Here is a 24,513-nt window from a genome sequence, read left to right as displayed (position 1 = left end):
TTATTCGGCAGGCAGTGCTGCATCGACGGGCTGCTGAATTGGGGACGTGATTTCGCGGTTTACGCGTTTCAGCGCGAGCCGTTTCCAAATCACGAATGTGGAAGGAATGACAAAAAGCGTCAGCAGGGTCGCTGTCACCATACCGCCGATCATCGGTGCAGCGATGCGTTGCATGATCTCCGAGCCGGTGCCGGTGCCATACATGATCGGGATCAGCGCCGCGAAGATGGTGGCCACGGTCATGACTTTGGGTCTCACCCGAAGAACAGCTCCCTCAAAGACGGCCTCCTCGATATCGTCTTGTGTCAGCTTGCGGCCTTCGGATTGACCGAGTTTGCGTCGCTTTTCCCATGCGAGATTGAGATAAAGCAGCATGACGATGGCTGTTTCGACGGCCACGCCGGCCAGGGCAATGAAGCCGACAAGGACGGCGATCGAAATGTCGAAGCTGAGATACCACAGAAACCAGACACCGCCTGCCAACGCGACAGGAAGCGCGGCGAGAATGATGCCAACTTCGATCACCCTATTGAACGCCATGAACAACATCAGCGTGATGATCATAAGCGTGGCGGGGGCGACGATCGCCAGCCGGTCCTGCATCCGCTCGATGTACTCATACTGCCCGGACCATGTCAGAGAATATCCGGGCGGCAGGCGCACCTGATCGGCCACGACCCTCTGCGCCTCGGCGACATATCCGCCGAGGTCTCGTCCTGCGATATCGATAAACACGAACCCCGTGCGCCGAGCGTTCTCTGATCGGATCATGCCCGGACCATCCACAATTCGGACATCGGCCAAGGCGGTCAGCGGCACATGAGCCCCCGATGGGGTGACAACGGGCAAGTTTTCGAGGCGTTCGGGGCTATCGCGCCACGCCTGCGGATAGCGCAGGTTAATCGGAAAGCGCTCCAGCCCTTCAACGGATTCCGACACTTGCATCCCACCGATGGCAGTTTGCACCACATCCTGAACATCCCGCACGCTCATCATGTATCGCGCTGCGGCGTCGCGCTTGACGTCGATTTCTATGAAGCGCCCGCCTACCGGGCGCTCCGCATAGGCGGAGGCAGTTCCCTCGATATCCGACACGGCTCGTTCCACTTCGATCCCGATGTCTGTGATGACGTTCAGATCAGCACCCGAGATCTTGACACCAACCGGCGTTCGTATCCCGGTGGCAAGCATGTCGATCCGGTTCTTGATCGGCTGGATCCAGACATTGGTCACGCCTGGGATCTGCACAGTCCGATCAAGCTCATCGCGAATTTTTCCCATGGTCATGCCAGGGCGCCACTCAGCTTCTGGTTTGAGTTGGATCGTAGTTTCCACCATCGTGAGTGGTGCAGGATCGGTCGCTGTCTCTGCGCGCCCCACTTTGCCGTGCACAGTTTCAACCTCTGGGATTGTAGCGATCAGACGATTGGTCTGCTGCAGGACCTCGCGCGCCTTACCGATCGACACTCCCGGGTAGAAGCTTGGCATATAGAGGAAGTCGCCCTCATTCAGCTCGGGCATGAACTCGGACCCGAGCCGTTGGTACGGATACCACATTGAAGCCACGAGGGCGCCGGCAAGCAAGGTTGTCGCCCACGGCCAAGCGATGGCTGCATCCAGAAAGGGACGATACAGGAAGACCACCAATCGGTTCAGTGGGTTTTTGCGCTCGGGCAAAATCCGGCCCCGGACAAAGTATCCCATCAAGACCGGAACCAGTGTGATTGATAGGATCGCGGCGGCGGCCATCGCATAGGTCTTTGTATAGGCCAGCGGGGCAAAAAGCCTGCCCTCCTGATTTTCCAGCACAAAGACAGGCAGAAAGCTGACCGTGATGATTGCCAAGGAGTAAAAGAGGGCCGGACCGACCTCAGAGGCGCATTCCTGCACGATCCTCCACCTGTTTTCTGCGGTCAGCTTTTCCTTCTCCAGCCGCCTGTGCATCGCCTCGATCATCACGATCGACGCATCGACCATGGCCCCAATGGCAATCGCGATGCCACCAAGCGACATGATGTTCGCATTCACACCCTGCGCTTTCATCAGAATGAAGGCAGCGAAGATGCCGAGGGGCAACGACAGCAGGATCACCAGTGATGAGCGCAGATGCAGCAGAAAGGCCGCACAGACGAGGACGACGACAACGAATTCCTGAGTCAGCTTCTTCTTGAGATTGTCGATTGCGCGTTCGATCACGCCGGACCGGTCATAGGTCGTGATAATCTCGACACCTTCCGGCAGGTTCGGCCGCAACTCTTCGATGCGGGCCTCCACCGCTTTGATGGTCGCAAGGGCATTGCCACCCCATCGCATGATGACCACGCCGCCAACGGCATCGCCCTGCCCGTCAAACTCTCCGACTCCGCGGCGCAATTCCGGTCCTAGGCGAATGTCAGCAACGTCGCCGAGGGTCAGAGCGGCTCCACGCTCGTTGATCATTAGGGGGGCGCTGGATAGATCAGAAAGCTCATCGATGTATCCGGACGAGCGGATCATGAATTCTGCTTCGCCCATCTCGATCACGCTTCCGCCGGTCTCTCGATTGGCCGCCTGTATCGCGTTCCTGAGTTGTGTCAGTGTGATATCGTAGGCCCGCAATTTGTTCGGATCGACGACGACCTGATACTGTTTGACCATGCCGCCAATCGTTGCGACTTCAGACACACCGTCGACAGCCTGCAGTTCGTATTTCAGAAACCAGTCCTGCAGCGTTCTCAGTTGCGCGAGATCGTGTGTGCCGGTTCTGTCGATCAACGCATATTGGTAGATCCATCCGACCCCGGTGGCATCCGGGCCAAGCTGAGGGGACACTCCGTCCGGCAGGCTCCCGGTGATCTGCCCAAGATATTCGAGGACGCGGGATCTTGCCCAATACAGGTCCGTGCCATCTTCGAAAACGACATAGACAAAACTGTCACCAAAGAAGGAAAAGCCGCGTACATCCTGTGCGCCAGGTACCGCCAGCAACGATGTGGCGAGCGGATAAGTGATCTGGTTTTCGACCACTTGCGGCGCCTGCCCCGGATAAGGGGTGCGGACGATCACCTGCACATCGGACAGGTCCGGTATCGCATCGACCGGTGTCTCGCGGATGGCCCAGATGCCTGCGACACCCATCATGACGGCAAGGACCAGAATAACAAACCTATTGGCCAGCGAGGCGCGGATGATCGCCGGGATCACTGGGTAACCCTCCCGTCACGGACAACATCGATCAATGTCATCGAGAAATCCGGGTTGCGCCGCAGGATGAGCGTGACGTCCGTTCCCACTGTGAGTTGGGAAATCTCGAGTTCCTCAGCCAAGGGAAAATCCATTGTCATTCCGGGCATGCCGATATCGGTCATCGGCCCATGGGTGATGTTCGCCGTCCGTGATTGAGCATCGATGGAGTTGATTTGACCTGAAACCTGCATGGGCGGTGCCACAGGTTCGGCCGCCGCCAGCACCATATTCATGCCGTCCGGGCGCGCGAAAGTGAGCACCATCTCCACATCTGTCATCAAAGCGGCAGCGTCGAGTGACGGATCAATATCAAAGGCCATGGTCATGCCAGGCATGCCGATATCGGTCATCGGTCCATGGGTGATCGTGGCCTTTGAGGCGTTTGTATCGACACTATCGATCGTGCCTGAGACCACGATGGGCGGTGCCGCAGCTGCCTCAAGCTCGACATCAGACAAGATCATGTTTAAGCCATCCGGCCGTGCAAATTTGAGGGTCATTTGGACGCCGGTTTTCAGCGATGCCATGTCCAAGCCCGGATCGATAGGGAAATCCATGGTCATGCCTGGCATTCCGATCTCAGCCATGGGCCCGTGGGTGATCGTTGCGGTTTCGGAATTCAGATCCAGGTCGTCGATGGTGCCGGACACCATGATCGGCGCTGCGGCATTTGTTTCAGCCGCTTCCACCTCTTCGGGATCGGTGCCCTCGGCGCGGACCGCGACTACGGAGAAAAGGCCGCCATCACCTGCCGTGAGATCGAATTCGATCGGCGCATCGAGAGGCACGGCCTCAAGATCAACCCCCAACACCGGCAGGTCCATCGTCATTGCGGGCCAGCCAAGCTCTGGGATCGGGCCATGCTCCAGCGTTAGCTTGCCATCCGACGTCACCGCGCGTGCAATCCCAGTGCCGGTACCGGCAATTCCATCATCTGGCGCAAGTTCGGTGAGGCTCAGGAGTCCATCTGCGCCACGGGCCACGAGAAACGCGACTGCCTCCCCCTCCTTTAGCCGATCCAGGGGAACATCGGCTCTCACCGGGAAGTCGGATGTCATCGCTGGCCAGTCCAGGCTTTCCAGGGCGTCATGCTGCACGGTTGCCACCCGACTCTCAGGATCGAGAGCAACGAGAACACCGCTGCCCCGCGCCGGGTCGGCATCCGTTGGCGCCATGCGCGTGAAGCCTGCGCTCAAAGCGCTTTCGCTGTCGATCAGGAACTGTGCGGAGGCAACGACCTCTTCACCCGGACCCAGGCCCTGAAGAATTTCTGTCCGCCCGCCTTCTCCGAAACTGTCCCGGAGACCGGCAGTCACCAATCTCGGTCGGAAGGTCCCCTCCCCTGTTTTCAGGATGACGCGCTCAGCCGACCCTGTGCGTATTACGGCCTCAGATGGCACTGTCAGGACCGTCCGGCTTTCGTTGGGTGTGAGACTGACACTTCCGAACATTCCGGGGCGGAGCACGCCATCGGAATTGTCAAACCTCAGTCGAACAGGAAGCGTTCGTGTTTGGGGATCGAGTTCGGGATAGATGTAGTCGATGTCGCCTTCAAACACGCGCCCTGGCAAGTGTTCGAACCGAGCGATGGCCCGCATATCCTCAGACAGCCGGGCAATATCACGTTCAAAGACATCTACAATGAGCCAGACCTTCGACAAGTCAGCGACGGAGAAGGCAAGCGTTCCAGGTTGCAGATACATGCCATCGGCCGCATTCAGGGCGATGACCACGCCGTTCTGTGGTGCTTCGATCTCGATGTTGCGAACCATTTCGCCGCCCGCCTCGATCTCCGCAATCTGGCGGGCGGACATGCCATGGCTCATCAGCTTGCTGCGCGCCGCATCCAGAATGCGGGGGTCACCAGCCTCGACTGCGCGCACAAGGTCCCCGGTCGCCGTCGCGATGAGCGGCGAAAAAAGCTCAAAAAGTACCTGTTCTTGGCTGACCCGATCGCCGACTGCTCGTACTTCGAGCTTCTCGATCCATCCCTCAGCTCGCGTATGCACATGACTGGTCAGATGCTCGTCATACCCCACGAAACCCACAGTCTCGATCTGGGGTCGCACTTCACTCATGCGGGCGACCGCCGTGCGTACGCCGATTGCGTTGATTTCGGCCGCGTTCAGTGTGACCTCGGCAGGGTCACCAGATGGCTCCTGTCCGGCATAGACGGCAATAAGATCCATCCCCATGGGCGACTTTCCGGGTCCTGGTTGACGGAAATTCGGATCCATGGGCGCAACCCAATAGAGAATCTCGGGGCCTTCAGATCCGCCTTGCACCGCTGGGTTCAGGTACAACCGCTCAACGTAAACCCCACCGCCAAGGCCGGCTGCCAAGGCAAGAACTGAAAGTGCCGCGTATCTTCCACGCATAAACATCGTCTCCTGACGGCTGAATTGGATGCAGCGATCGATTGGTCAAACAGCCCGCATATGCGGGCACCGAAATGTCAGGAGTGTCGGGGCGGGCGATCGGGCACTAGGGGCTCACGGGATACATGAGCCCTGGAGAATGCGGCCCGTGTTGGCGCCGTACACGCGGTTTCTTCAGACCGATGATCTAGATGTTGCTGGTAGTCCATGACACAGCAAAGACCGTTGTGACACCCGTCGCCGTGTCCTGCGTGAGCGTCCGCTTGCCGCTCGCCATTGTTTTCGGGGTGGTGCGCGTGGACGTGGTTGGGCACTTCTCCCGCAGAAGCGACAGCGGGGATTTGCGGACCGCACTCCGCGCTGCTCATCTCTCCTTCAAACGGCATTGCCTGCGTTCCGACGACGGTAATCGTCAGACACACAAAGGCAAGACATGCCGATCGCAGGAAAGAGAACGCATTCCAAACCATACGCGTGAAGTAGCGCTCTTCAGAAGTTGCAGCAATTGAAGCGGGGCTGAAAGATTGTATCATTTTGTAAAGTTGACCTTTTCCAAGTTGTGCCAGTACGACTCCAACGGTGGCATAATCAGATCAGGCGTCAGATGGATTCCAAGAAACGATCAACACTCTTGACGATCGGTGCGGTCATTGCAGGCTATGCGGCGCTTCGAACCGTGCCCTCTTTGCTGCCGGAAAAACTTGAACTTGAAGCACTCGATCGTCCGAAAGGCTTCCGGAGATTTATCGCTGGTGAGACATCCGGATCGTTTGACGCGTTCGTCGGCTTGGACAGTCCGGACAGTGTGGATGTGGCAGCACGGAAGGCGGCGGCTATCGAGCGAGTCTCAGCAGATATTTGCGGCGCTCTCTACGGAGACCTCGACATGAGCAATGCACGTATCCCTCTGGCATCATTTTCTGACTATTATTGTCCTTTTTGCAGAGTACAAACCAAGAGCTTCGCCGATATGACAAGCAAAATGCCAGATCAGGTTGCAATAGCATGGCACGAGCTTCCTCTGCTGGGCGACAGCTCTAATCTGGCAGCAAAGGCGGCCTTGGCCGCCAAGCGTCAAGGTGCCTACGTCGCATTCCAGGAACGTTTGATGACCTCGCCATTTCAAGCCACACCGGAATACCTTGCCCGTCTCTCTGAAGATCTGGGCGTTGATGGCGAACAATTGGTCGCTGACATGGAGAGCCCCGAAGTCGCGCGCGAGCTGGAAAATAGCGCGGCTCTCGCGCAGGTTTTTGCCTTTGTTGGCACGCCTGCCCTCGTCATCGGTCGTACAGTTGTCCAAGGTCAGGTCAGCGACAGAATGATACGAAAGATCATTGACCTTGAGCGTGAGGAGGGCTGGGACCTTGCCTGTGTGTCGGCCTGACAAACCTATGCTGTCTGCTGTTCTCTCCGCCTTACTCTTCTATCGAAATTGGAGACGGAATGGATAGACGGCACTTCATCCTACTAGCTTCTGCGTTGGTCATGGTCCCCTATTCTGTGACGGCCGCCACGCGCAAAGTCTGGTCAGCCGTCGAAGCCTCGGCCGCGTTGGCGCAGGGCGAGATTTCTCTGATTGATATTCGTTCACGCGTTGAGTGGAGGGACACAGCCGTGGCGAAAGACGCCTGGCCGATCAGTATGCATGAACCGAGGTTTGAGCAGAGGTTGTTCGCTGCACGCGATCTGTCTGGCGAAAAACCAATCGCCTTGATCTGTGCCACCGGAGGGCGGAGTGGCCGTCTCTTGAGCGCTCTAAATCGAGCGGGATACCCGGGCTTCATCGATGTCTCAGAAGGCATGTTGGGATCACTGAAAGGGCCAGGCTGGATCGCACACGGTTTGCCTGTGATGGATCTGGAGGCGGCCTTGGCCAATCTGCCGGACGTTCTCCGTTGATCGTGGGTCCGCGTCCATGAAGGGAGCGGTTTCTCAAATCTGGGCTGGGTTGCTGTCGATTGTTTTGGGTTGCGTAATCATCCTTGCCGCCGCTGGCGCCGATGCCGCGGAATCCGAGTCTGTTTCAAATCCTGCGGTCACGGCACGTCTGATCTCGGCCGAAAACGGGATTGCGCCGGATGCCGCCTCCGTTTCCCTTGGATTGGCCTTGGAGTACGGCGAGGGCTGGAAAGGATACTGGCGTACGCCCGGCGAGGTTGGCTTGGCACCCGAGATCAACTGGTCGGGTTCAACCAATCTGAAATCCGCCGAGCTCCTCTGGCCCGCGCCGGAACGGTTCGAGGCCTTCGGGATCGAGAACTTCGGCTATTCAGGTCAGGTTGTCTTGCCGATCCGCGCGAGACTTGAGGACGCCGGCCAGCCTCTGGAACTGCGTGCCCGCGTGTCCTTGCTGACATGTTCGACTGTCTGTGTGCCCCATGACTTCGAACTTTCACTCGCCCTGCCACAAGGCGTCGGGATCGATACAAACTCGGCTCGCCAGATTGCCACTTATGCCGATCGCGTTCCCGCGGTACCCGAGAACAGCGACATCAGAATATCGGTCACGGCCCTCGATGCGCGCGACTCGGCTCTCATCGTTGTGGCAACGAGCGACACACCGTTCGATGAGGTCGACGTGTTCCCGGAATTCGGACCCCTTGTGACCTTTGGCAAACCAGATATCCGATTGGATCGGGATAAAACGGAACTCTGGGCACAAATACCGATCAACGCCTGGACCGAAGAGCACGCAGAGCCTTCGGTGACGATCGCAGACACCGCACGTGCAATCACGGCGCCGATCACGCTTACCTCAGATCCCCCTGCCCCACCGTTTTCAAGCGCAAACCCTCGAACGAGTCTGCTGAAGGTCGTGGCGGTGGCCGCCATCGCCTTTCTCGGTGGTCTGATCCTCAATGTCATGCCCTGCGTGTTACCCGTTCTATCGATCAAGCTCACATCTGTTTTGAAGGCAACCGGTCAAACCCGGCAGATGACGCGCAACGGATTCCTGTTTTCAGCTTTGGGGGTACTGGCTTTTGTCTGGGCGCTTGCGGCTGTTTTGCTGTTTCTCCAATGGATCGGTGTATCCGTCGGCTGGGGCATGCAGTTCCAAAACCCGGTCTTCGTGACGCTGATGTTCATGGTCATCACTGTCTTTGCGGCCAATCTCTTTGGGGCATTCGAGATAACCCTGCCCGCGGCCCTTCAAGACCGCCTGGGTGCCAGCAATGCCAGAGCCGGGTACATCTCAGACTTTGGCACCGGATTGCTTGCGGCCATCCTCGCTACACCGTGTTCCGCCCCGTTCCTCGGCACCGCGATCACCTTTGCGCTCGCTGGTACATCACTGGACGTGATAGTGATATTCACGGCACTCGGTCTTGGACTGGCCCTCCCCTACCTCGTCATTGCCGCACGTCCCGAGTTGGTCACGCGACTGCCCCGGCCCGGGCGATGGATGCTTCTGGTCAGGATCCTTCTTGGCGGTCTGTTGCTGGCAACGGCCGCATGGCTCTTGTTCGTTCTTGTCGGCGTGGCGGGTGGGCGGGCAGCTGCCTTTATCACGTCACTCACAGCTGTGTTCATCGTCGCCGCATCAATCCCACAGGCAAACCAATGGGTACGGCGTGCGGTTCTCAGCGCCTGTGTTTTTCTGGCGATTTTCGGGGCAGGTCTCACCTCAACCCCTGACCGCACCACTCCGGGGGTTGATGCGACGTCCCATTGGCAGGATTTCGAACCCCTCGGCATCGCGCGCCGCGTCTCTGAAGGCGAGACGGTGTTCGTCGATGTGACTGCGGATTGGTGTCTGACCTGCAAAGCCAACAAGTCTCTCGTGCTCGACAGGGATCCAGTGCGTGCGCGGTTGCGCGGCGGTTCCGTAATCGCAATGCAAGCGGATTGGACCCGCCCGGATGATAACATCGCGCGGTTTCTCGAGCGATATGACCGCTACGGCATTCCGTTCAATATTGTCTTTGGGCCAGGGTCGCCTTCCGGCATCGCTCTCCCGGAGATTCTAACGCCACAGGCAGTGCTCGACGCGCTCGACACCGCTTCTGTGCGCAGTCTCGTGTCAGAGTGATACGCCAACTTGCGCGTGTTTGATCGAGTTGACTACTTCCACATATGATTTCCCCGTTGTCTGATACCTTTGCGTCGTATCCCATGCGAAAGTCCGAATAAACTCTAGCATCAGTTTTCGTGAGCACCCTGCGGTGCGAGCCAGCGCGATAGATACAGTCGTTCAAGTATAAAGACCGCGGCAATTCCGACGGCGGCATAAAGCACGATGGCCGGGTCACTTTGCAGTTTCATCGCAGTGAAGGCTGCCAGCACAACCGCATCTAATGCGAGTGTCAGGAGCAACACAGAAGCCGCCGCTCCGATCTCCTTCCGGCGGAAGCGGAAGACGCCCCAATGCACGACCATATCCATGATGAGATAAAAAAACGCGCCCAATGAGGCGATCCGGCCCAGATCGAAGAACACAGCCAGTGTCGAGGCAATCACCACCGTGTAGATCAGCATGTGGCGCTGGATCGTGCCAGACATGCCAAAGTGACTGTGGGGGATCATCTTCATGTCGGTCAGCATTGCGAGCATCCGAGACACGGCGAACACACTGGCAAGAACGCCTGATGCGGTAGCCACGGCCGCCAGCAAGATAGTAAGATAGAACCCGACCTTCCCTAGCGCGGGGGCTGCCGCTTCTGCCAGAGAATAATCACGTGCGGCAATGATCTCGTCGAGTGTCAGGCTGGCGCCCACGCCGAACGCCACAAGCAGGTAGACAACCACGCAGATCGCGATGGAGATCATGATCGTGCGGCCCACGTTGCGATGGGGATCAGTGATCTCTCCGCCGCTGTTGGTAATGGTTGTGAAACCCTTGAACGCAAGGATGGCCAGCGCAACGGAGGCAATGAACCCCACGATCCCCGATGGCTCGGCCGTCGGCGATGCGGCGGCGAACTGAAATCCGCTCGACCACAGAGCGGCAATACCGAAGAGAGCGATGCCGCCGATCTTGATTGCCGCCATGATCAGCGAAAACAGCCCGACGGAGCGGTTGCCTGCGATATTGACGAGAAACGCGAAAACGATCACTGCAACCGCCAGAATGGGGACGAGGGGCCCGCCGGTGATGTCGAAGGGGCGCAGGACGTAGGTGGCAAATGTCCTTGCCACGAGGCTTTCTGCAATCACCATGCTCAGCGCCATCAGAAGCGCTGCTCCCGCCGCGACTGCGCCTGATCCATAGCATTTCTGCAGGATCATCGCGATCCCGCCCGCCGAGGGCCAGGCGTTCGACATCTTGATATAGCTGTAAGCGCTGAAGCTGGTGACGATGGCACCGGCGATGAAGGCCAGCGGGAAAAGTGGTCCGGCCAGTTGGGCGATCTGCCCGGTCAGCGCAAAAATTCCCGCCCCGATCATAACGCCCGTGCCCATGGCTACGGCACCGCCAAGGCTTATTGATCCTTCGTTATAGTCGCTGCTCTTCTGGTTATGCTGCATACTGGTTCTTGCCTGCTTTCAGATTTCTCGTTTCATTTGGCGCATCGCTGTTCTGGCCAGAGCCTATTTCTGCAGTTCCATTATCGCACCCGAACGAACCCTACTGGCCTTCAGCTCTCGCTGGCAAAAGGCCCGAAAATGCAGTCAACGATGGGGACAACTAGCAATGCTAGGTACGGGCCTCATTTCCACATATTCTCAGACTTCGCGGCTGTCGTGTTTATTGCCCGCCCCCGCAAACCTTGGAATAAACGCTGGCACTGATTGCGCGTATTGCTCATAGCCCTGTCCGAAACGGGCGCTGGTGTCGGCCTCCTCGCTGCGTGCCAATCGGACGTACATCCAGACCAGTACCGGGAACATCGCCAGTGTCAGAATGGTCGGCCATTGAACGAGAAATCCGAGCATGACCAGAATGAACCCCACGTATTGGGGATGTCTGATCCTCGCATAGGGCCCGGTGACGGCCAACCGGCCCTGCCGCTGTGCATTCCACAGATGGTGCCATGCCACCGAGATCAGCCAGAACCCTCCTCCGATCAGGGCGAAGCTCAACAGGTGGAACGGTCCGAAATGCGGGTTCGACTTCCAGCCGAACATCATTTCGGGCAGATGTCCGCTATCGTGGGCGAGCCAGTCGATGTCCGGCCAAGTGGATTGCAACCAGCCGGACAACACAAAGATCGTCAACGGGAACCCGTACATTTCGGTGAACAGCGCCAAGACAAAGGTGCTGAATGCACCGAAGCTCCGCCAGTCTCGGGACGTTTGCGGCTTGAAAAAGCTGAAGGCAAAAATGATGAAGACAGCCGAGTTGATGAAGACCAGAAGCCAAAGGCCATACGATGCACCTGCATCAGTCATCATTGATCATCTCCCTTGCCATGTCCGCCGTGGCCTCCATGCCCGCCATGCATGAAGAAGTGCATGCCAACACAGAGCAGCAACGGCAGCCAGATCAGCAACCCGCTGCCCAGAATGTGCACCCGATGCTCGTAACCCAGCAGAAGTCCGCCAAGGACAAGCGCGAAGATCAGGTAGATGCCCGCGCGTGATTTCCAGAACGAGGGCGGCCTCGGCGGATTGTCCTGCGGGTGATAATCGCCGTGTGTCGAAGGTTTTTCCATGTCACTTTTCCTTTGTCAGATTTTCGCGCCGCGCAGTCGCAACGCGTTTAAAACAACTGAGATGGACGAAGCGCTCATCGCAAAGGCGGCGAACATCGGGCTGATCAGGACGCCCAGGAACGGATACAGCACACCCGCGGCTACTGGCACGCCCGAAGCATTGTAGATCAGTGCAAAGAACAGGTTCTGTCGGATGTTGCGCATCGTAGCGCGCGATAGACGCCGAGCGCGCACGATCCCGTCAAGGTTGCCTTTGATCAGCGTGAAGCCCGCGCTTTCGATAGCGACATCCGCACCGGTGCCCATGGCGATGCCGACATCCGCCTGCGCTAACGCGGGCGCATCGTTGACGCCGTCGCCCGCCATGGCGACCTTGCGACCGGCTTCCTGCAACTCGCGGATGATCCGTGCCTTGTCCTCAGGCAGAACATCGGCGCGGATCTCGTCGATTCCCAGCCGTGCGCCAATGGCCTTTGCGGTGCGTTCGTTGTCACCTGTGGCCATGATGATCCGAAAGCCCAGATCATGCAGCGCCTTTAGCGCAGCTGGCGTCGTTTCCTTCACCGGGTCGGCGACGCTGACCAGCCCGGCAATCGTGCCTTCCAGTACGACAAACATCACCGTTTCGCCTTCGTCACGCCGCGCGTTAGCCTTTGCGGTCAGCGCACCGGCCTCTAGACCCATATCCGAAATCAATGCGAGATTTCCCAGAGCCACCGCGTGGCCGTCGACCACACCCTTGACGCCCTTGCCGGTCACCGCCTCGAAATCGCTGGCGTTCGCCATATCCACGCCGCGGTCTTCAGCACCACGCACGATGGCTTCGGCCAGCGGATGTTCCGATCCGCGTTCCAGCGAAGCGGCCAGTCGCAGCACCTCGGCCTCGTCATGCCCCGGTTCGGGCAGGACTGCGATCAGCCGGGGCTTGCCTTCTGTGAGAGTGCCGGTCTTGTCTACGATTAGAGTGTCTACCTTCTCGAACCGCTCCAGCGCTTCGGCGTTCTTGATCAGAACGCCCGCCTGGGCACCGCGCCCTGTGGCCGTCATGATCGACATTGGCGTCGCCAGACCCAGCGCGCAGGGACAGGCGATGATGAGGACCGCCACTGCAGAGATGAGGGCATAAGAAAGGGCGGGCGCTGGTCCCCAGATCGCCCACGCGATGAACGACAAGATGGCGACCACAATCACTACAGGCACGAAGAACCCCGCGACTTTGTCGGCGTATTTCTGGATCGGCGCGCGCGACCGCTGGGCATTCGCCACCATTTCGACAATCTGCGCCAGCATCGTGTCGGCTCCTACTCTCGTCGCCTCCATCACCAGGCTGCCGGTGCCGTTGATCGTAGCCCCCGTCAGCACGTCACCTTCGGTTTTCTCGACCGGAACCGGCTCCCCCGAAATCATGCTTTCATCCACCGAAGAGCGTCCATCGACCACGGTGCCATCGACCGGTACCTTATCACCGGGACGAACACGTAGATGGTCACCGACTTCCACCTCTTCCAGCGGAATTTCCTCTTCGCTCCCGTCTTCGCGGATCACGCGCGCAGTCTTGGCTGCCATGTCCAGCAGCGCGCGGATCGCTTTGCCGGTGCCTTCACGGGCGCGCAATTCCATCACCTGCCCTAGCAGGACAAGGGTAACGATCACCGCCGCAGCTTCAAAATAGACGCCAACATGGCCTTCGGGATCGCGGAAGCCATCGGGAAAGATGTCAGGTGCAAGAACGGCCACGATGCTGAAAAGCCAGGCCGCCATCACGCCCATGCTTATGAGCGAAAACATATTGAGGTTCATCGTCCGGAATGAATTCCAGCCGCGCACCATGAACGGCCAGCCGCTCCAGAGGACGACGGGTGTGCCCAGTACAAGTTCGATCCACAAGGTCGTGCGTTCGCCGAATATGTCGCGGACGCCCCCAAAACCTAGATAAGGGCCCATCGTCAGAACCAGTAGCGGCAGGGTCAGCACTGCGCCGACCCAAAACCGGCGCGTAAAATCCACCAGCTCGTGGTTCGGTCCGTCCTCGACCATCGTGGCGCTTTCGAGCTCCAGCCCCATGCCGCAGATTGGACAGGATCCCGGATCGGTCTTGCGGACTTCGGCATGCATTGGACAGGTGTAGACTGCGCCTTGATAACCGGCGGGCACGGTGTCGTATCTGCCTCCCTTTTCACCAGTCGTGGTGGCGGAATGCCCATGGGCGTGGTGGCCGTGCCCGTCCGCGGCACCGTGTCCGGCGTGATCATGTTGTGGAGCCGCAACCTCGCCTTCAGGCACAAGATGCATGCCGCATTTCGGGCAATCTCCAGGTTCGGTCTTGCGCACTTCGTGATGCATCGGACAAGTATAGATCACACTCTCTTGCGTCGGGTCAGGATTGGGTCTTTGGTTCATGTGTCCGCCTCAAACGTATTCGGGTTTCTCAAGTCGTTGTGGGTGTCAGGACAGCGTGTCGAGCCTAGGTCGGCGGCCGACTACGCAGGGTCCGCACCGCATGGGTCGCTAGACACCGCGTTCGATTCCTTGCTCATCGGCAAAATCCCGATGTTTCGATACATATTGCTGTACTTCGTCCAGTAGCTGGAAGGTCAACACCTCTTATCACCATGGGGCAGATTTCGGCGACGACGGGTGATGTGTCGATATCATTCGACACGCGTGCCACTGATCGGTTGGGGAGTTGGCGTCATAACTTTACCCCCTTATTGGCCATGGCGTTGAAGAGCCCGCCGAAGATCAGCGCTGCATACCAGCCATAAAGAAAGCTTTCGGCCAGACCGATAATGAAGCTCATCGGGGTCAGCCAGACGAACCCAGGCAGCAGGCCAGCCCAGGTTTCATACATCGCGTAGTCGGGGAAAATCATGTCGAACGCGACGAAGACAACGAATGTCACTGCCAAAAACAGGCTTAGTGCCCAGCCCAGCGGAATAAGCGGCAAACCTGCACGCCCTGCCCCAGTATTTGCGCCCATGACACAGGCCCCGCAGGTCATGCGCAAGGCCAGAAAAAGGATCGCCGCTATCGCAGTGAAATAGATAATTGGCAGCATGGTTCGCTCCTTTTTTGTCGGTCAGATTGAGAACGAAGAGACCCCGCAAAATGCCGGGCAAGCCGGCTTACCCGGCATTATATCCTAGTTGTCGGAATTATCCGTCGACATAGCGCCCATCCTCTCGCGCATGCTCATCCGACCGGCCGGAGCAACCATCTCCGAGGGGCTCACTGTGCCATCTCCGTCGGCATCCAGATGCTGGAACCGGTCAACCATGGACTCGCGGATCATTGCGCTGTGCAGGGTTTCAAATTCGCTCAGGGACAGGCTGCCATCGCCATCCGCGTCAAACTCGCTCAACCGCGCTTGCATCGCCGCGGTAGCCTCCTCGACCGAGGGTACTCCCATCATTCCAGGGCCCATCATCATCTGCATCATGCCCCGATCCATCATAGCCATGCCCGGTCTGTCGCCATGATCCATCATCCGGGCGTGCATGCCCATCATCATGGGCATCATCTTTTGCATCATGTCGGTCTGATCACCAGTCATGGGACCAGACTCGCTATCGCTTGTTCCCGTGGCCACACCAGGCTGCTGAGCACCATGACCGTGACCGGCCTGGGCAAAAACCACACCCGTAGCAGCCAGCAACAGCGTGGCGGAGGTCGCGAGTATCTTAAGAGTTTGCATTATGTATTTCTTTCTTGTTTCAGTTGATCATGTTTAGCAGAAACGGCCTTGCGACCGTCTGAATCAGAGACGCCAGTGCGTCAGTTGCTGCTGCAACAGCAGCCCCCTTTGCCCGCCTTTTCCGGCTTGCTGTCTTCCGTTGGTCGCGATTCTGTCTCGGCAACGGCCTCGGTTTGAGTCACGCTTCCGCAGCATTCTTTCGACGACCCAGTGTTAATGTCTTGGGCCGGGGTATCGGAACGATTGTCCATCTGAACCTCCTCGGGTTTTTGCGTTCATTCAGTAGACGCTCACCGTCGAAAAACGTTACAGAAAAAGAAAAGTATCATGATTTTGGGGATGAGATCCGGCAGCCGCGTTGATAAAAAACGACCGGATATTAATGCCTTGGCAATCGTTTTCTGGAATAGCGACACACGGGTCCATAGACCCCCTTGAAAGTGGTCCTGCTTGTCCTCTCACTCGTTGGTCAGTTCGAATTGGACCCGACAAATCGTGTCCGTCGATATTTTTTGGAGCTCTGTCTCCGCTCCCGCGATGGTCGATCATCCCCACGCAAATGCTGTGCCGACTTCCAATCGCCGGTATCTGTTTGGGCATGCGCTCTCAAATGCCGTAGGCCCATGCCGCCAGTCGGCCCATGTGGATGTCAACACTATGGACACCGGACACGTTTTCCACGGCGACCCGAATGGCGTTCTCTTCGAAATCGCTGTCTGCAACGCCCCAGATCGCGACATTGCCCTTGTCCACGGTGTAGTTGATCAAATTGACTGTCGCACCGGGAACCTCTTTCAGGGCTTCATCTATCTTCGAGCGCAGCACCCTATCATCTTCCGATGGTTCCCCCAGTGCCCCGTCCGGGAGTGCCGACAAAGCATGGAGCAGGTTCGCACGACTGACAATTCCAACGACGGGCCCCTCTCGCAGCACCGGCACCCGTTTGATCCGGTGCTTTTCCAGAAGGCGCGCGATCTCGGCAACCGGTGCGTCTTCCTCGACCGAAACGACATCGCGGGTCATCACGTCCGCGATATGGTGGCTGTTGAGCTTGACGAATTCCTGGGCAGAATTGCCCGACCCGCTCAGCAGTTCGAGCCACCAGGATCGGCGCGGGCCGTCGGTGTCGCGGACGCGCCGCATCAGGTCTCCTTCGCTGACCAGTCCCTTCAGGGCGCCGTCCACGTCTACGACGGGTAGCGCGCTGACGTGATGGTCGAGCATCAGGCGCACGGCGTCCTCGATTTTTCCGTCCTGCGGGACGGAGATCACGGACGTCGTCATGATATCCTTGGCTTGCATGTCGTTGTCTCCTTCTCAAATACTGTGTTGACGCGTCGATCAGTTGCCGATGACCAGGCCCTTGCGACCGGACAGGTCCAAGAGTTCCATGGGATCGCAGCATTCGGGGAAGTCAGGCATCTTCCGGTTGAACCCGGGTATCGGCGGGTGCGTCTAGCACCTTCTTCTGTGCAGTTTGACGCTTCGCGGTCTTGCCGTGCTTATGCCCGCCGTGTCCATGCCCGAAGAGATGCATCACAGCCATTCCGCCGATCACGAGGACCAGAATCCAGTTTTCGATAATCCATTCCATGGTTGTTCACTCCTTGTTTGATGTGTCGGGCGGCTGGCCCGTTTGCGTGGTGGTGGCGAAAGGAAAACTGCCGTACATCGCGCCGAAGACATGTGTGAGCCATGCGTCGCGCGCTTTGCGCAATGACGCCAGGCTTTCGCCGGTACGCGCCAACAGCGCGCGTTCGGCAAGGATGGCAGGATGGTCTTTCGGCAGGGGATCGCGCGTCTCGCGCACGGAGTCGGCTGTGGATTTCACCAGCGCCATCCATGGGTTCACACGTTCGGAAAACATCGTTCTGGTCCATCGCATCGGATGCAGGGCGCGCAGCATCTCGGCACTGGCCGGGGACGTCGCGGCCTTGATCCAAGGGCTGACGAATGTCGAATAAGCCGCCTCGTTGATCCGTGATATCTGCGCGACCTGCGCCAGCGCTCCATGGTCTGACCCAAAACCGAGATCTTCGACGTCGCGCTTCACAAAACGCACGTCGTAGTCGCTGGTTTTGCGCTTTGCGCCGCCCGAAGGAATATCGAATACCATCTCATAAAGCCCGGGCGCCAGCGCCTCGACCGCCTCCAGGCTTTCCAGGATCGTCCGATGCTGAAGCCGCGCGACAGACCCGGAGACGAAGATACCCAGATGCCCGACAGTCTCGTGCGTCATGTAGACGATGCGCTGTCCTGCGGCCTTGAGCGCTTCGGTGTCAGGATACAACTTGGCAATCCAGCCCAACGCCTGCTGCGGTGGGGTGATGTTGTCGCCCTCCGAGGCAAAGACGATGATCGGGTTGCGGATCCGTTTCAGATCGATGGTGCAATGCGCGTCCAGTTGCATTTCGCCCTGCTCCAGCCGATTGCCGATAAAAAGGTTCTGCGTGATGCCGAGAATTTCCTCGCGGCTCAGCGTATAGTAGCCATTCCACAAGCGTTCGAAGTCGAGGAACCGTTCACGTTCGGTATCGGCATGGGAAAAGAGGTTGACGTATTTCTCCCAGATCGCCTTTTCGGGTTGCAGTGTTTCGAAGTTTTGCGCCAGCCACGCGCCGTCGAACCGCCCGTCGCCCAGATCGGCAATCATGTGCGCCGCCCACGACCCGCCCGAGAGCGCGCCGAGCATCCGCATCGGGCTGCTGGCCGCCTCGCCCGACCAGTAGCTGAGCGGCGAGCCATTCAGGACGATGGGTCCGGTTAGACCGTCGCAATCGGCAGCCAGCAGCGCGGCGGCCCAACCAGCCTGGCAATTTCCGTAGAGTACAGGTGCTTTGTCCGGGTGACGGCGGGCAACTTCGGTGACGAAGTTACGCAGGGCATAGTGTACGTCGGCCAGCGTCTGTCCTGGCACCGGCTCTAGAAAGAAGATCACGAAATAGACCGGATGGCCCTCGTGCATAGCCATGCCGACCTCGCTGTCGTGCTTGAAGCCGCCGATGCCCGGCCCATGACCCGCGCGCGGATCAATGACGATGACTGGCGGTTTCGCCTCGTCCACGCAATCCTCCCAGCAATCGTCTCCGACTCGCGTGATCCTGAGCAGCGCATAATTGGCGGGCCGGTCGAAAGTGCGGGCATCCATCAAGAGCTCGTAATCGAAATCCAGAAGCGGCGGCATGCCCTGCCGTTCATGCGCTATCATGTTGTCGGCGCGTTCCCGCAAGGTATCGAGGAACAGCAGCCAGCGTTCGAAGGCGTCCTGGGCGTAGGGGACATGGGCGTCAGCCGAGGGCTGTTGAGACTCGGGTTCCGTAGTTTGCTCCGTTGTCACAGTTGCAAGGCGCAAGCTTTTATTCATCATCAGTTCCCTTCTGATCATTGATTTCTCTGGATGGCCGACCTGCAAGAAGCGCAAGTGCGAGTTCCTTGGCGACCTCCTTGCGCAGACCGGTCAGCAGGTAGGCCGCATCACCGGGATTTAGGCCCAGTGCGCGCGCCGCTAGTTCCGGGGGGTGCTTTGAGATTTCCACGCGCTGGAACAACGCCAGAGCCATCGGAGCGTCTGAATGCGCGGGAGACTCTGCACAGGCACAGATCATCCCAGACAAGAAGACCGGAACGTCGGAATCGCGTGACCACGACTCCGTTACGTCGGAAGGACAATTCGTCCTGGCCCGTGGCATGTTCCGGTTCCTCCTGCTGTGCTGCTATAAGGCGCAGTCACAGAAGAAGACGTCGGTGGACGGAAAACGTTACAGAACCGACCGCGTTTCGATCAGGAACTCTGCTGCTCTGCTTCGCAATCAGTTTCGTACTCGGCGTTCTTGCAACCCTCAGGCCGACAATAGCAATCGTCACGGTCATCCTGGCAGCAAGCGCCGCAATGATTTGTCAGCGCCTCGCGCAGAGCCGTGCGCGCCCGGTGTAGCCGAACGCCAAGGGCGTTGCGGGTCAGTCCAAGGTCGCGCGCCACGTGCTCGCGGTCCTCTTCGCCGAAGTCGATGCGCCGGAGTAGTTCCGAATCCGCCGGGCGCAGTTCGGAGATTAGTCCACGATGACAGGTGCACAACCGCGCCATCTGAGTCGGCGCATCGGCGATCCATTCCTCCGGTTCGCGCGCCACTGCCGCATCCAATCGACCACGCCGCATGCCCTTGCGGTAGAAGTCATTCAAAGTGGACCTCAGGATCGCATAGAGCCAGGCATCCATCCGTTCGACGTCTCTGAGCTGATCCTTGCGTCCCAGCACGCGAATGCAGAAGTCTTGCAGGACATCCTCTGCATCCGCCCGATTTCCAAGCCGTTTGATCAGAAACCCCAGAAACGCGGTCCGTCCATCCAGCAACGCACGTTCCGGCGACGTGTCCGGCACCTTCGCTTTTCCGGTATCTTGCAGTGCCATAACGTTCCTGTCCTTTCCAAGTTTTCAGAGATTTAAGCGATCAACAACGAGATCATCGCCTTTTTTCACATTCAATGCTTGGAGACGCTAACATGAACTATCCATCCTCCTTTCGTTTCACCGCGCCGAATTCCATGAAGACTCTTCCGTTTTGCTGAGAAGTCATTCGACGACGACAACCACGATAACCGGAGCGCCTTAACTCATTGAATTGATTTTTTCCTTTCTAGATTTTGCTAAGCTGATCCTGCAGCCTACCCTTAAGATTGACGAACGAAATGCCCACAATGACCAATAAGATGCCGAAGAGTTGGACAGCTGAAAGACGCTCGCCAAAGAACAGTGCACCAATTGTGAGGCCGAAAATCGGCACTAAGAAGCTGAACACGATCGCCCGGTTTAGTTCCACGACCTCCAGCACAGAAAACCAGAGCCAGTAAACCAATGCAGAGCCAAACAAGGCCAGACCCAACAGTGACACTACGAAAACCGATGTCCATTGGATGGCAGATTGATCTTCAAGGAGTAGTGCCGCCACGGCAAGAGGCACGCTACCGATCAGCATCTGAAATCCCATTGCAAACAGACCATCAACCTCACCTGCGATAGATTTGATAGCCACGTTGCTGATGGTCACTCCAACGGCTGCTAGAACGATGTACGCAAAGCCGATGGCCGTTCCATCCTGCACTTCGTTTGCCAATTGCGGCAGTGCGATCACAAGTATCCCAGCGAAACCTATCAAGAGCCCGCCCCACCCGACCTTCGCCAGTCGCTCGCCAAGCCATGCGACACCGAGCATCGCGGCAAGTAGCGGCTGAGCATTGGCGACAACTGTAGCGAGCCCGGGAGATACGAATTCTGCCGCATGAAACATTCCCACGAAACCCAGACTTGTCGCGCCAACGCCAACAACACAGAGCGTCAGCCATGTGCGACGGCCATGCGGAATCGGCCGACGCAAAAATATTGCAATAAGCACCAATGCGACACCGGCCAGAACCGCACGCAGTGTCGCAAACGTCAGATGTGGCGAATACTGCAGTCCCGCCGTGATCAGCGGAAAGCACAGGGCCCACAAAAGCATGGCCATAACGATCTTGGTTGTTGTCGTCAGCGACACTGGATTTCCTTTTTCATGTCAACAGCAGCGGAAATTTCCGGAAATCATCCGGTTGGTACTTGTCGATCGAGGGCAATACCAAAATTGCACACGTAATGGATTCAAAACGCAGCCCTGGCGACAATCCAATTGATCATACAAGACGCCTACCAAACATACCAAACACCTGCCGCCAACGCGACTAAGGCAAAGAATAGGGCCGCCAATCTCATTATTGTTATTCCTTCGATGTTTGGTCGGTTTAGGTATCGCCGACACACTTCGGCAGACTTCTCATAATCACCCGCCGGAAGAAGAACAAAAGTCACGCATGTACTACCTCCAAAGCAAAATCATGCCTTGGCACTTCCTTTCGGTTTGCCTCAACCTTTGAGAAGAATGTGGTTATCTCGTGATATCTAATCCGGGTGTCTTCCAGAGTCTGATAATAGCGAAACAGTTCTTTCAGAGGCGCTGAAAAATCTTTGTGTGCCGCCAGCACAGCAACTAGCGCACCAAGGCTGATGCGTCCTTCGATAACGAAGTACCCTCCTAGGGAGTAGAACAGGAATGGCGTCAGCGCGGTCAAAAAGTTGTTCAGGGACTTGATAAAGAATTTCAAATGGAAAATGCGACGTCTTACTTGCTCAAGCTCACGAAAGCTGGTGCTTGTCCGTAAAAGAGGCTGGGACCCGGCTGCCTCTCCTCGTAATTGGTCGCTCAGAAGCCTGCCCAGTTGGCGAACCTCGGAAATTCGCTTTCTAGAAAGGATATTCACCCGTCTTTGCAGTTTTGGAAGCAGGATAAGTTGTATCGGCAAGACAGTCAGCGCAGCGGCACCCAAAACCGGGTCTTGCATGAACATGAACAAGAGAATGGTCGCAAGGGTTCCCCCCTGCATGATGGGTAGCGTAAGCACGTCGGCCGCGAAGCCACCGATTGGCTCAACCTCCTGTGCGAGTATGGGAACAATCTCACTCTGGTTCTTGGAATCCGGATCACTGCGCCACTGACGGAAAACCAATAATCTGAAGCGACGCAGGAACCTCTCGGCAACATAGCCCTTGAAGACGTTCAGGATGTATTTGTTCAGTCCGCTAAGTATGATGGCAAACAAGTAGAGGCCACACAAAACAAGGAGGAACGCCACCTGGTCAAATTCATAGTCCCAAAAACGGACTGGGAACCGATCAGAGTCCAATGCATTGTTCACGATTTGCTTCGGCAACTCGAGTGTCAGATATAAGATGGGCATGGCGATAAGGCTTAACATGATCATCAAAGCCTGTTGTTTTCGCGAATGCCGCAGGACAGCGTTGAATAGGCGAGGGTCCAACCCGCGAATCCAATCTCGCTGCGGCGTTACAACTCTTGGGCGACGCCACTGTTTGAGGATAAATCGAATTGTGAGAAAACCAGTAACAGCAGTGAGAAGTGCTGGCGCAAGCACCAAGATCAGGTGTAAAAATGGGTGAACCCAATCTGGAGTTGACTCGTGATAGTGATATCCAAATGTGGCGGATATTTTGTGAAAGACGTCGTGATAACGATCCAACAGAGACATGCGTTTGATTCTCGAGCTTATGGTCTTGAGCGGAAATGATCATGCACAATGATCACACCGAACATGCCTGCCTCACGGTGACCCGGGATCAGACACACAAACTCCAGATTGGTTATGTTCGAAAACTCCCAATCCAACGTCGCAGTCTTTGCGCTTGGAATTTTAACTGAGTTCTTTTCACTATGCTCCATATCAGGGTGCTTCTGCATCCATTGTTGATGTTTGGCTATCTCATCAAAGGAACCCAAAAAGAACTCATGGTCGATTGAACCTGAGTTATCTACTACGAACCGCACCACCGATCCGTGCTCGATATTGATCACATCCGGTTCAAACAGCATATAGCCGCTCTCAGTTTCCTTTATGTTCACTTCAATTGTTCGGGTGATATCCGCGCCGGCGGCCGGTCTTCCGATTGAGGTATGCCCAGGTTGTTCATATGCATTCTCATGAGGTCGAGCGCCAACCCCGGAACCTGCGCCAGCTATCATTGGCGGCAGGCTGGCTACAATACCAATAGCGATTGCCATAAACAACTGCTTCGGTTTCTTAATCCAACGGCCAAGCTTCAGAAGCGCGAGACAGTTCAGCATTTTCACTCCAATCAAATCCGAGGCGAGGTGAAAGGAGACGATAAAGAATATCGCCTCCTTTATGGTCATTTGAGTTGAGTGACAGTCAACTTGCCTTTTACGCGGTCGGCAACGAATTCGATGTCTTGACCTTCGGACATCTTGGCAATCATCGCCTCGTCGGCGCGAAACACCATTGTCATCGCGGGCATGTCGAGATTGACTAGAGGGCCGTGGATGATCGTCACCTTGCCAGCCTTAGCGTCGATCTTCTTGATCTTGCCGGTCGTGTAGTCCACATCCGCTTGCGCCATCTGGTCCCCAACTGCAACCTTACGGTGCATGCCAGACTCGTAGTGGCCGGGGATCAGGCACGCGGCCTCGAACGTACCGGCATTTGCGAAAGTCCAGACGACCTCACCAGATGCGCCCGCATCGAGGCGGATGCGGTTCGGGTCGTCGTGTTCCATGTCCATCTTGGCCATTTCAATCTTGTGCTCGGCATTGCGCTCAACCGTGTCGAGGACAAATTCGTGCTCCAATTCACCCTCGTTCGTGATCTTGAAGCGTATGGTCTCACCCTGTTTGATGTTCATCTCTTCGCTCTGGATCAGCATTTCGCCGTCATCGTTCTCAAGCAGAATGACATCAATGGTGCGATCAACTTTTTCCGAATGGCCCGGCATGCCGACAATCATTTCCGATGCATCCGTTGTTTCTTTTTTTGCATGGCCGACATCCGCGAAAGCGCCTGATGCGAACATAATGGTGATAGCTGTGCTCAGAAGTAGTTTTTTCATTTGATTTCCTATGGTTTTGGGTGGGTCGAACTTGAAGAGGCTAGTCAGCCCTTCGAGTTTGGTTTTGGTGTGAGAATGGTCTTGGGGCTGTTGTTCGAGGCGAACTCGGGCAACTCGCCGGTCCATTCGTAGGCCATCTCGCCCGGAGGATTTTCGTACCAGCCGGGGTCGGAG

At 57.2% G+C, this 24,513-nt stretch carries 20 protein-coding genes; 3 read left to right on the top strand and 17 right to left on the bottom strand.

What is annotated here, in order from left to right; genetic code table 11:
* Positions 1 to 3,183 carry an efflux RND transporter permease subunit gene (locus MUB52_RS17395; protein ID WP_013959882.1) on the bottom strand — a complete coding sequence of 1,061 codons (3,183 nt, stop codon included), beginning with the start codon at positions 3,181 to 3,183 and terminating at the stop codon, positions 1 to 3.
* A complete protein-coding gene (locus MUB52_RS17390) occupies positions 3,180 to 5,462 on the bottom strand; it encodes an efflux RND transporter periplasmic adaptor subunit (RefSeq protein WP_263845501.1) in 2,283 nt (760 codons plus the stop codon). The genes MUB52_RS17395 and MUB52_RS17390 overlap by 4 nt, the downstream gene beginning before the upstream one ends.
* 745 nt (positions 5,463 to 6,207) lie before the next feature.
* Between MUB52_RS17390 and MUB52_RS17385 the strand changes: the two genes are divergently transcribed.
* Genes MUB52_RS17385 through MUB52_RS17375 form a run of 3 tightly spaced genes read left to right on the top strand, consistent with a single transcriptional unit; the run spans position 6,208 to position 9,636 of the window.
* On the top strand, positions 6,208 to 6,990 hold the full coding sequence (locus MUB52_RS17385) for a DsbA family protein (protein ID WP_013959885.1): 783 nt from the start codon (positions 6,208 to 6,210) through the stop codon (positions 6,988 to 6,990).
* Between the two features lie 59 nt (positions 6,991 to 7,049).
* Positions 7,050 to 7,505, top strand: a complete 456-nt coding sequence (locus tag MUB52_RS17380) for a rhodanese-like domain-containing protein (protein WP_013959886.1) — start codon at positions 7,050 to 7,052, stop codon at positions 7,503 to 7,505.
* Between the two features lie 16 nt (positions 7,506 to 7,521).
* Complete coding sequence (locus MUB52_RS17375; protein WP_220800864.1) at positions 7,522 to 9,636, top strand: protein-disulfide reductase DsbD family protein; 2,115 nt, start codon at positions 7,522 to 7,524, stop codon at positions 9,634 to 9,636.
* A 110-nt stretch (positions 9,637 to 9,746) separates the two neighbouring features.
* Here the strand turns inward: MUB52_RS17375 and MUB52_RS17370 are convergent, their stop codons facing one another.
* From MUB52_RS17370 to MUB52_RS17300, 15 genes are all read right to left on the bottom strand, one after another.
* Entirely contained in the window at positions 9,747 to 11,072 is a 1,326-nt protein-coding gene (locus MUB52_RS17370) for an APC family permease (protein ID WP_220800863.1), read from the bottom strand.
* Between the two features lie 198 nt (positions 11,073 to 11,270).
* Positions 11,271 to 11,939 (bottom strand): methyltransferase family protein, encoded by a 669-nt coding sequence (locus tag MUB52_RS17365; RefSeq protein ID WP_259650582.1) that lies wholly within the window; start codon positions 11,937 to 11,939, stop codon positions 11,271 to 11,273.
* Positions 11,936 to 12,199, bottom strand: coding sequence for a DUF2933 domain-containing protein (locus tag MUB52_RS17360; protein WP_220800862.1), 264 nt, complete (start codon positions 12,197 to 12,199; stop codon positions 11,936 to 11,938). The genes MUB52_RS17365 and MUB52_RS17360 overlap by 4 nt, the downstream gene beginning before the upstream one ends.
* Positions 12,200 to 12,214: 15 nt before the next feature.
* Positions 12,215 to 14,542, bottom strand: coding sequence for a copper-transporting P-type ATPase (locus MUB52_RS17355; RefSeq protein WP_374758661.1), 2,328 nt, complete (start codon positions 14,540 to 14,542; stop codon positions 12,215 to 12,217).
* Positions 14,543 to 14,891: 349 nt separating this feature from the next.
* Entirely contained in the window at positions 14,892 to 15,257 is a 366-nt protein-coding gene (locus MUB52_RS17350) for a hypothetical protein (RefSeq protein WP_220800860.1), read from the bottom strand.
* Positions 15,258 to 15,341: 84 nt separating this feature from the next.
* Positions 15,342 to 15,893: an EF-hand domain-containing protein gene (locus tag MUB52_RS17345; RefSeq protein ID WP_245538197.1), complete on the bottom strand. Its 552-nt coding sequence runs from the start codon at positions 15,891 to 15,893 to the stop codon at positions 15,342 to 15,344.
* A 606-nt stretch (positions 15,894 to 16,499) separates the two neighbouring features.
* Entirely contained in the window at positions 16,500 to 17,195 is a 696-nt protein-coding gene (locus MUB52_RS17340) for a CBS domain-containing protein (protein ID WP_013959895.1), read from the bottom strand.
* A 112-nt stretch (positions 17,196 to 17,307) separates the two neighbouring features.
* Positions 17,308 to 17,487, bottom strand: a complete 180-nt coding sequence (locus MUB52_RS17335; protein WP_013959896.1) for a hypothetical protein — start codon at positions 17,485 to 17,487, stop codon at positions 17,308 to 17,310.
* Positions 17,488 to 17,493: 6 nt separating this feature from the next.
* Positions 17,494 to 19,260: a DUF3141 domain-containing protein gene (locus tag MUB52_RS17330; RefSeq protein WP_263845500.1), complete on the bottom strand. Its 1,767-nt coding sequence runs from the start codon at positions 19,258 to 19,260 to the stop codon at positions 17,494 to 17,496.
* On the bottom strand, positions 19,250 to 19,453 hold the full coding sequence (locus tag MUB52_RS17325) for a hypothetical protein (RefSeq protein WP_259650580.1): 204 nt from the start codon (positions 19,451 to 19,453) through the stop codon (positions 19,250 to 19,252). The genes MUB52_RS17330 and MUB52_RS17325 overlap by 11 nt, the downstream gene beginning before the upstream one ends.
* A gap of 221 nt (positions 19,454 to 19,674) precedes the next feature.
* Positions 19,675 to 20,301: an RNA polymerase sigma factor gene (locus MUB52_RS17320; protein WP_220800858.1), complete on the bottom strand. Its 627-nt coding sequence runs from the start codon at positions 20,299 to 20,301 to the stop codon at positions 19,675 to 19,677.
* Between the two features lie 226 nt (positions 20,302 to 20,527).
* Positions 20,528 to 21,424, bottom strand: coding sequence for a DMT family transporter (locus MUB52_RS17315; protein WP_220800857.1), 897 nt, complete (start codon positions 21,422 to 21,424; stop codon positions 20,528 to 20,530).
* Between the two features lie 304 nt (positions 21,425 to 21,728).
* The gene (locus MUB52_RS17310) at positions 21,729 to 22,967 is read right to left on the bottom strand and encodes an ABC transporter transmembrane domain-containing protein (RefSeq protein WP_220800856.1); all 1,239 of its coding nucleotides are present in this window, start codon (positions 22,965 to 22,967) and stop codon (positions 21,729 to 21,731) included.
* A 17-nt stretch (positions 22,968 to 22,984) separates the two neighbouring features.
* The gene (locus MUB52_RS17305) at positions 22,985 to 23,629 is read right to left on the bottom strand and encodes a cupredoxin domain-containing protein (protein ID WP_220800855.1); all 645 of its coding nucleotides are present in this window, start codon (positions 23,627 to 23,629) and stop codon (positions 22,985 to 22,987) included.
* On the bottom strand, positions 23,626 to 24,339 hold the full coding sequence (locus MUB52_RS17300) for a copper-binding protein (protein ID WP_013959903.1): 714 nt from the start codon (positions 24,337 to 24,339) through the stop codon (positions 23,626 to 23,628). Before MUB52_RS17300 ends, MUB52_RS17305 begins: the two co-directional genes overlap by 4 nt.
* Between the last annotated feature and the right edge of the window lie 174 nt (positions 24,340 to 24,513).

This window comes from Roseobacter sinensis, assembly GCF_025755255.1.
Taxonomy (GTDB): Bacteria; Pseudomonadota; Alphaproteobacteria; order Rhodobacterales; family Rhodobacteraceae; genus Roseobacter; species Roseobacter sinensis.
This window is presented reverse-complemented; position numbering and strand designations above follow the sequence as displayed.

Coding starts and splice junctions, on each gene's coding strand:
- MUB52_RS17345 (WP_245538197.1), bottom strand. CDS start 15,893: ATGCAAACTCTTAAGATACTCGCGACCTCCGCCACGCTGTTGCTGGCT.
- MUB52_RS17305 (WP_220800855.1), bottom strand. CDS start 23,629: ATGACCATAAAGGAGGCGATATTCTTTATCGTCTCCTTTCACCTCGCC.
- MUB52_RS17355 (WP_374758661.1), bottom strand. CDS start 14,542: ATGCATCACGAAGTGCGCAAGACCGAACCTGGAGATTGCCCGAAATGC.
- MUB52_RS17350 (WP_220800860.1), bottom strand. CDS start 15,257: ATGCTGCCAATTATCTATTTCACTGCGATAGCGGCGATCCTTTTTCTG.
- MUB52_RS17320 (WP_220800858.1), bottom strand. CDS start 20,301: ATGGCACTGCAAGATACCGGAAAAGCGAAGGTGCCGGACACGTCGCCG.
- MUB52_RS17360 (WP_220800862.1), bottom strand. CDS start 12,199: ATGGAAAAACCTTCGACACACGGCGATTATCACCCGCAGGACAATCCG.
- MUB52_RS17390 (WP_263845501.1), bottom strand. CDS start 5,462: ATGGATCCGAATTTCCGTCAACCAGGACCCGGAAAGTCGCCCATGGGG.
- MUB52_RS17385 (WP_013959885.1), top strand. CDS start 6,208: ATGGATTCCAAGAAACGATCAACACTCTTGACGATCGGTGCGGTCATT.
- MUB52_RS17365 (WP_259650582.1), bottom strand. CDS start 11,939: ATGATGACTGATGCAGGTGCATCGTATGGCCTTTGGCTTCTGGTCTTC.
- MUB52_RS17370 (WP_220800863.1), bottom strand. CDS start 11,072: ATGCAGCATAACCAGAAGAGCAGCGACTATAACGAAGGATCAATAAGC.
- MUB52_RS17310 (WP_220800856.1), bottom strand. CDS start 22,967: ATGTCTCTGTTGGATCGTTATCACGACGTCTTTCACAAAATATCCGCC.
- MUB52_RS17375 (WP_220800864.1), top strand. CDS start 7,522: ATGAAGGGAGCGGTTTCTCAAATCTGGGCTGGGTTGCTGTCGATTGTT.
- MUB52_RS17300 (WP_013959903.1), bottom strand. CDS start 24,339: ATGAAAAAACTACTTCTGAGCACAGCTATCACCATTATGTTCGCATCA.
- MUB52_RS17325 (WP_259650580.1), bottom strand. CDS start 19,453: ATGGCTCTGGCGTTGTTCCAGCGCGTGGAAATCTCAAAGCACCCCCCG.
- MUB52_RS17330 (WP_263845500.1), bottom strand. CDS start 19,260: ATGATGAATAAAAGCTTGCGCCTTGCAACTGTGACAACGGAGCAAACT.
- MUB52_RS17380 (WP_013959886.1), top strand. CDS start 7,050: ATGGATAGACGGCACTTCATCCTACTAGCTTCTGCGTTGGTCATGGTC.
- MUB52_RS17335 (WP_013959896.1), bottom strand. CDS start 17,487: ATGGAATGGATTATCGAAAACTGGATTCTGGTCCTCGTGATCGGCGGA.
- MUB52_RS17340 (WP_013959895.1), bottom strand. CDS start 17,195: ATGCAAGCCAAGGATATCATGACGACGTCCGTGATCTCCGTCCCGCAG.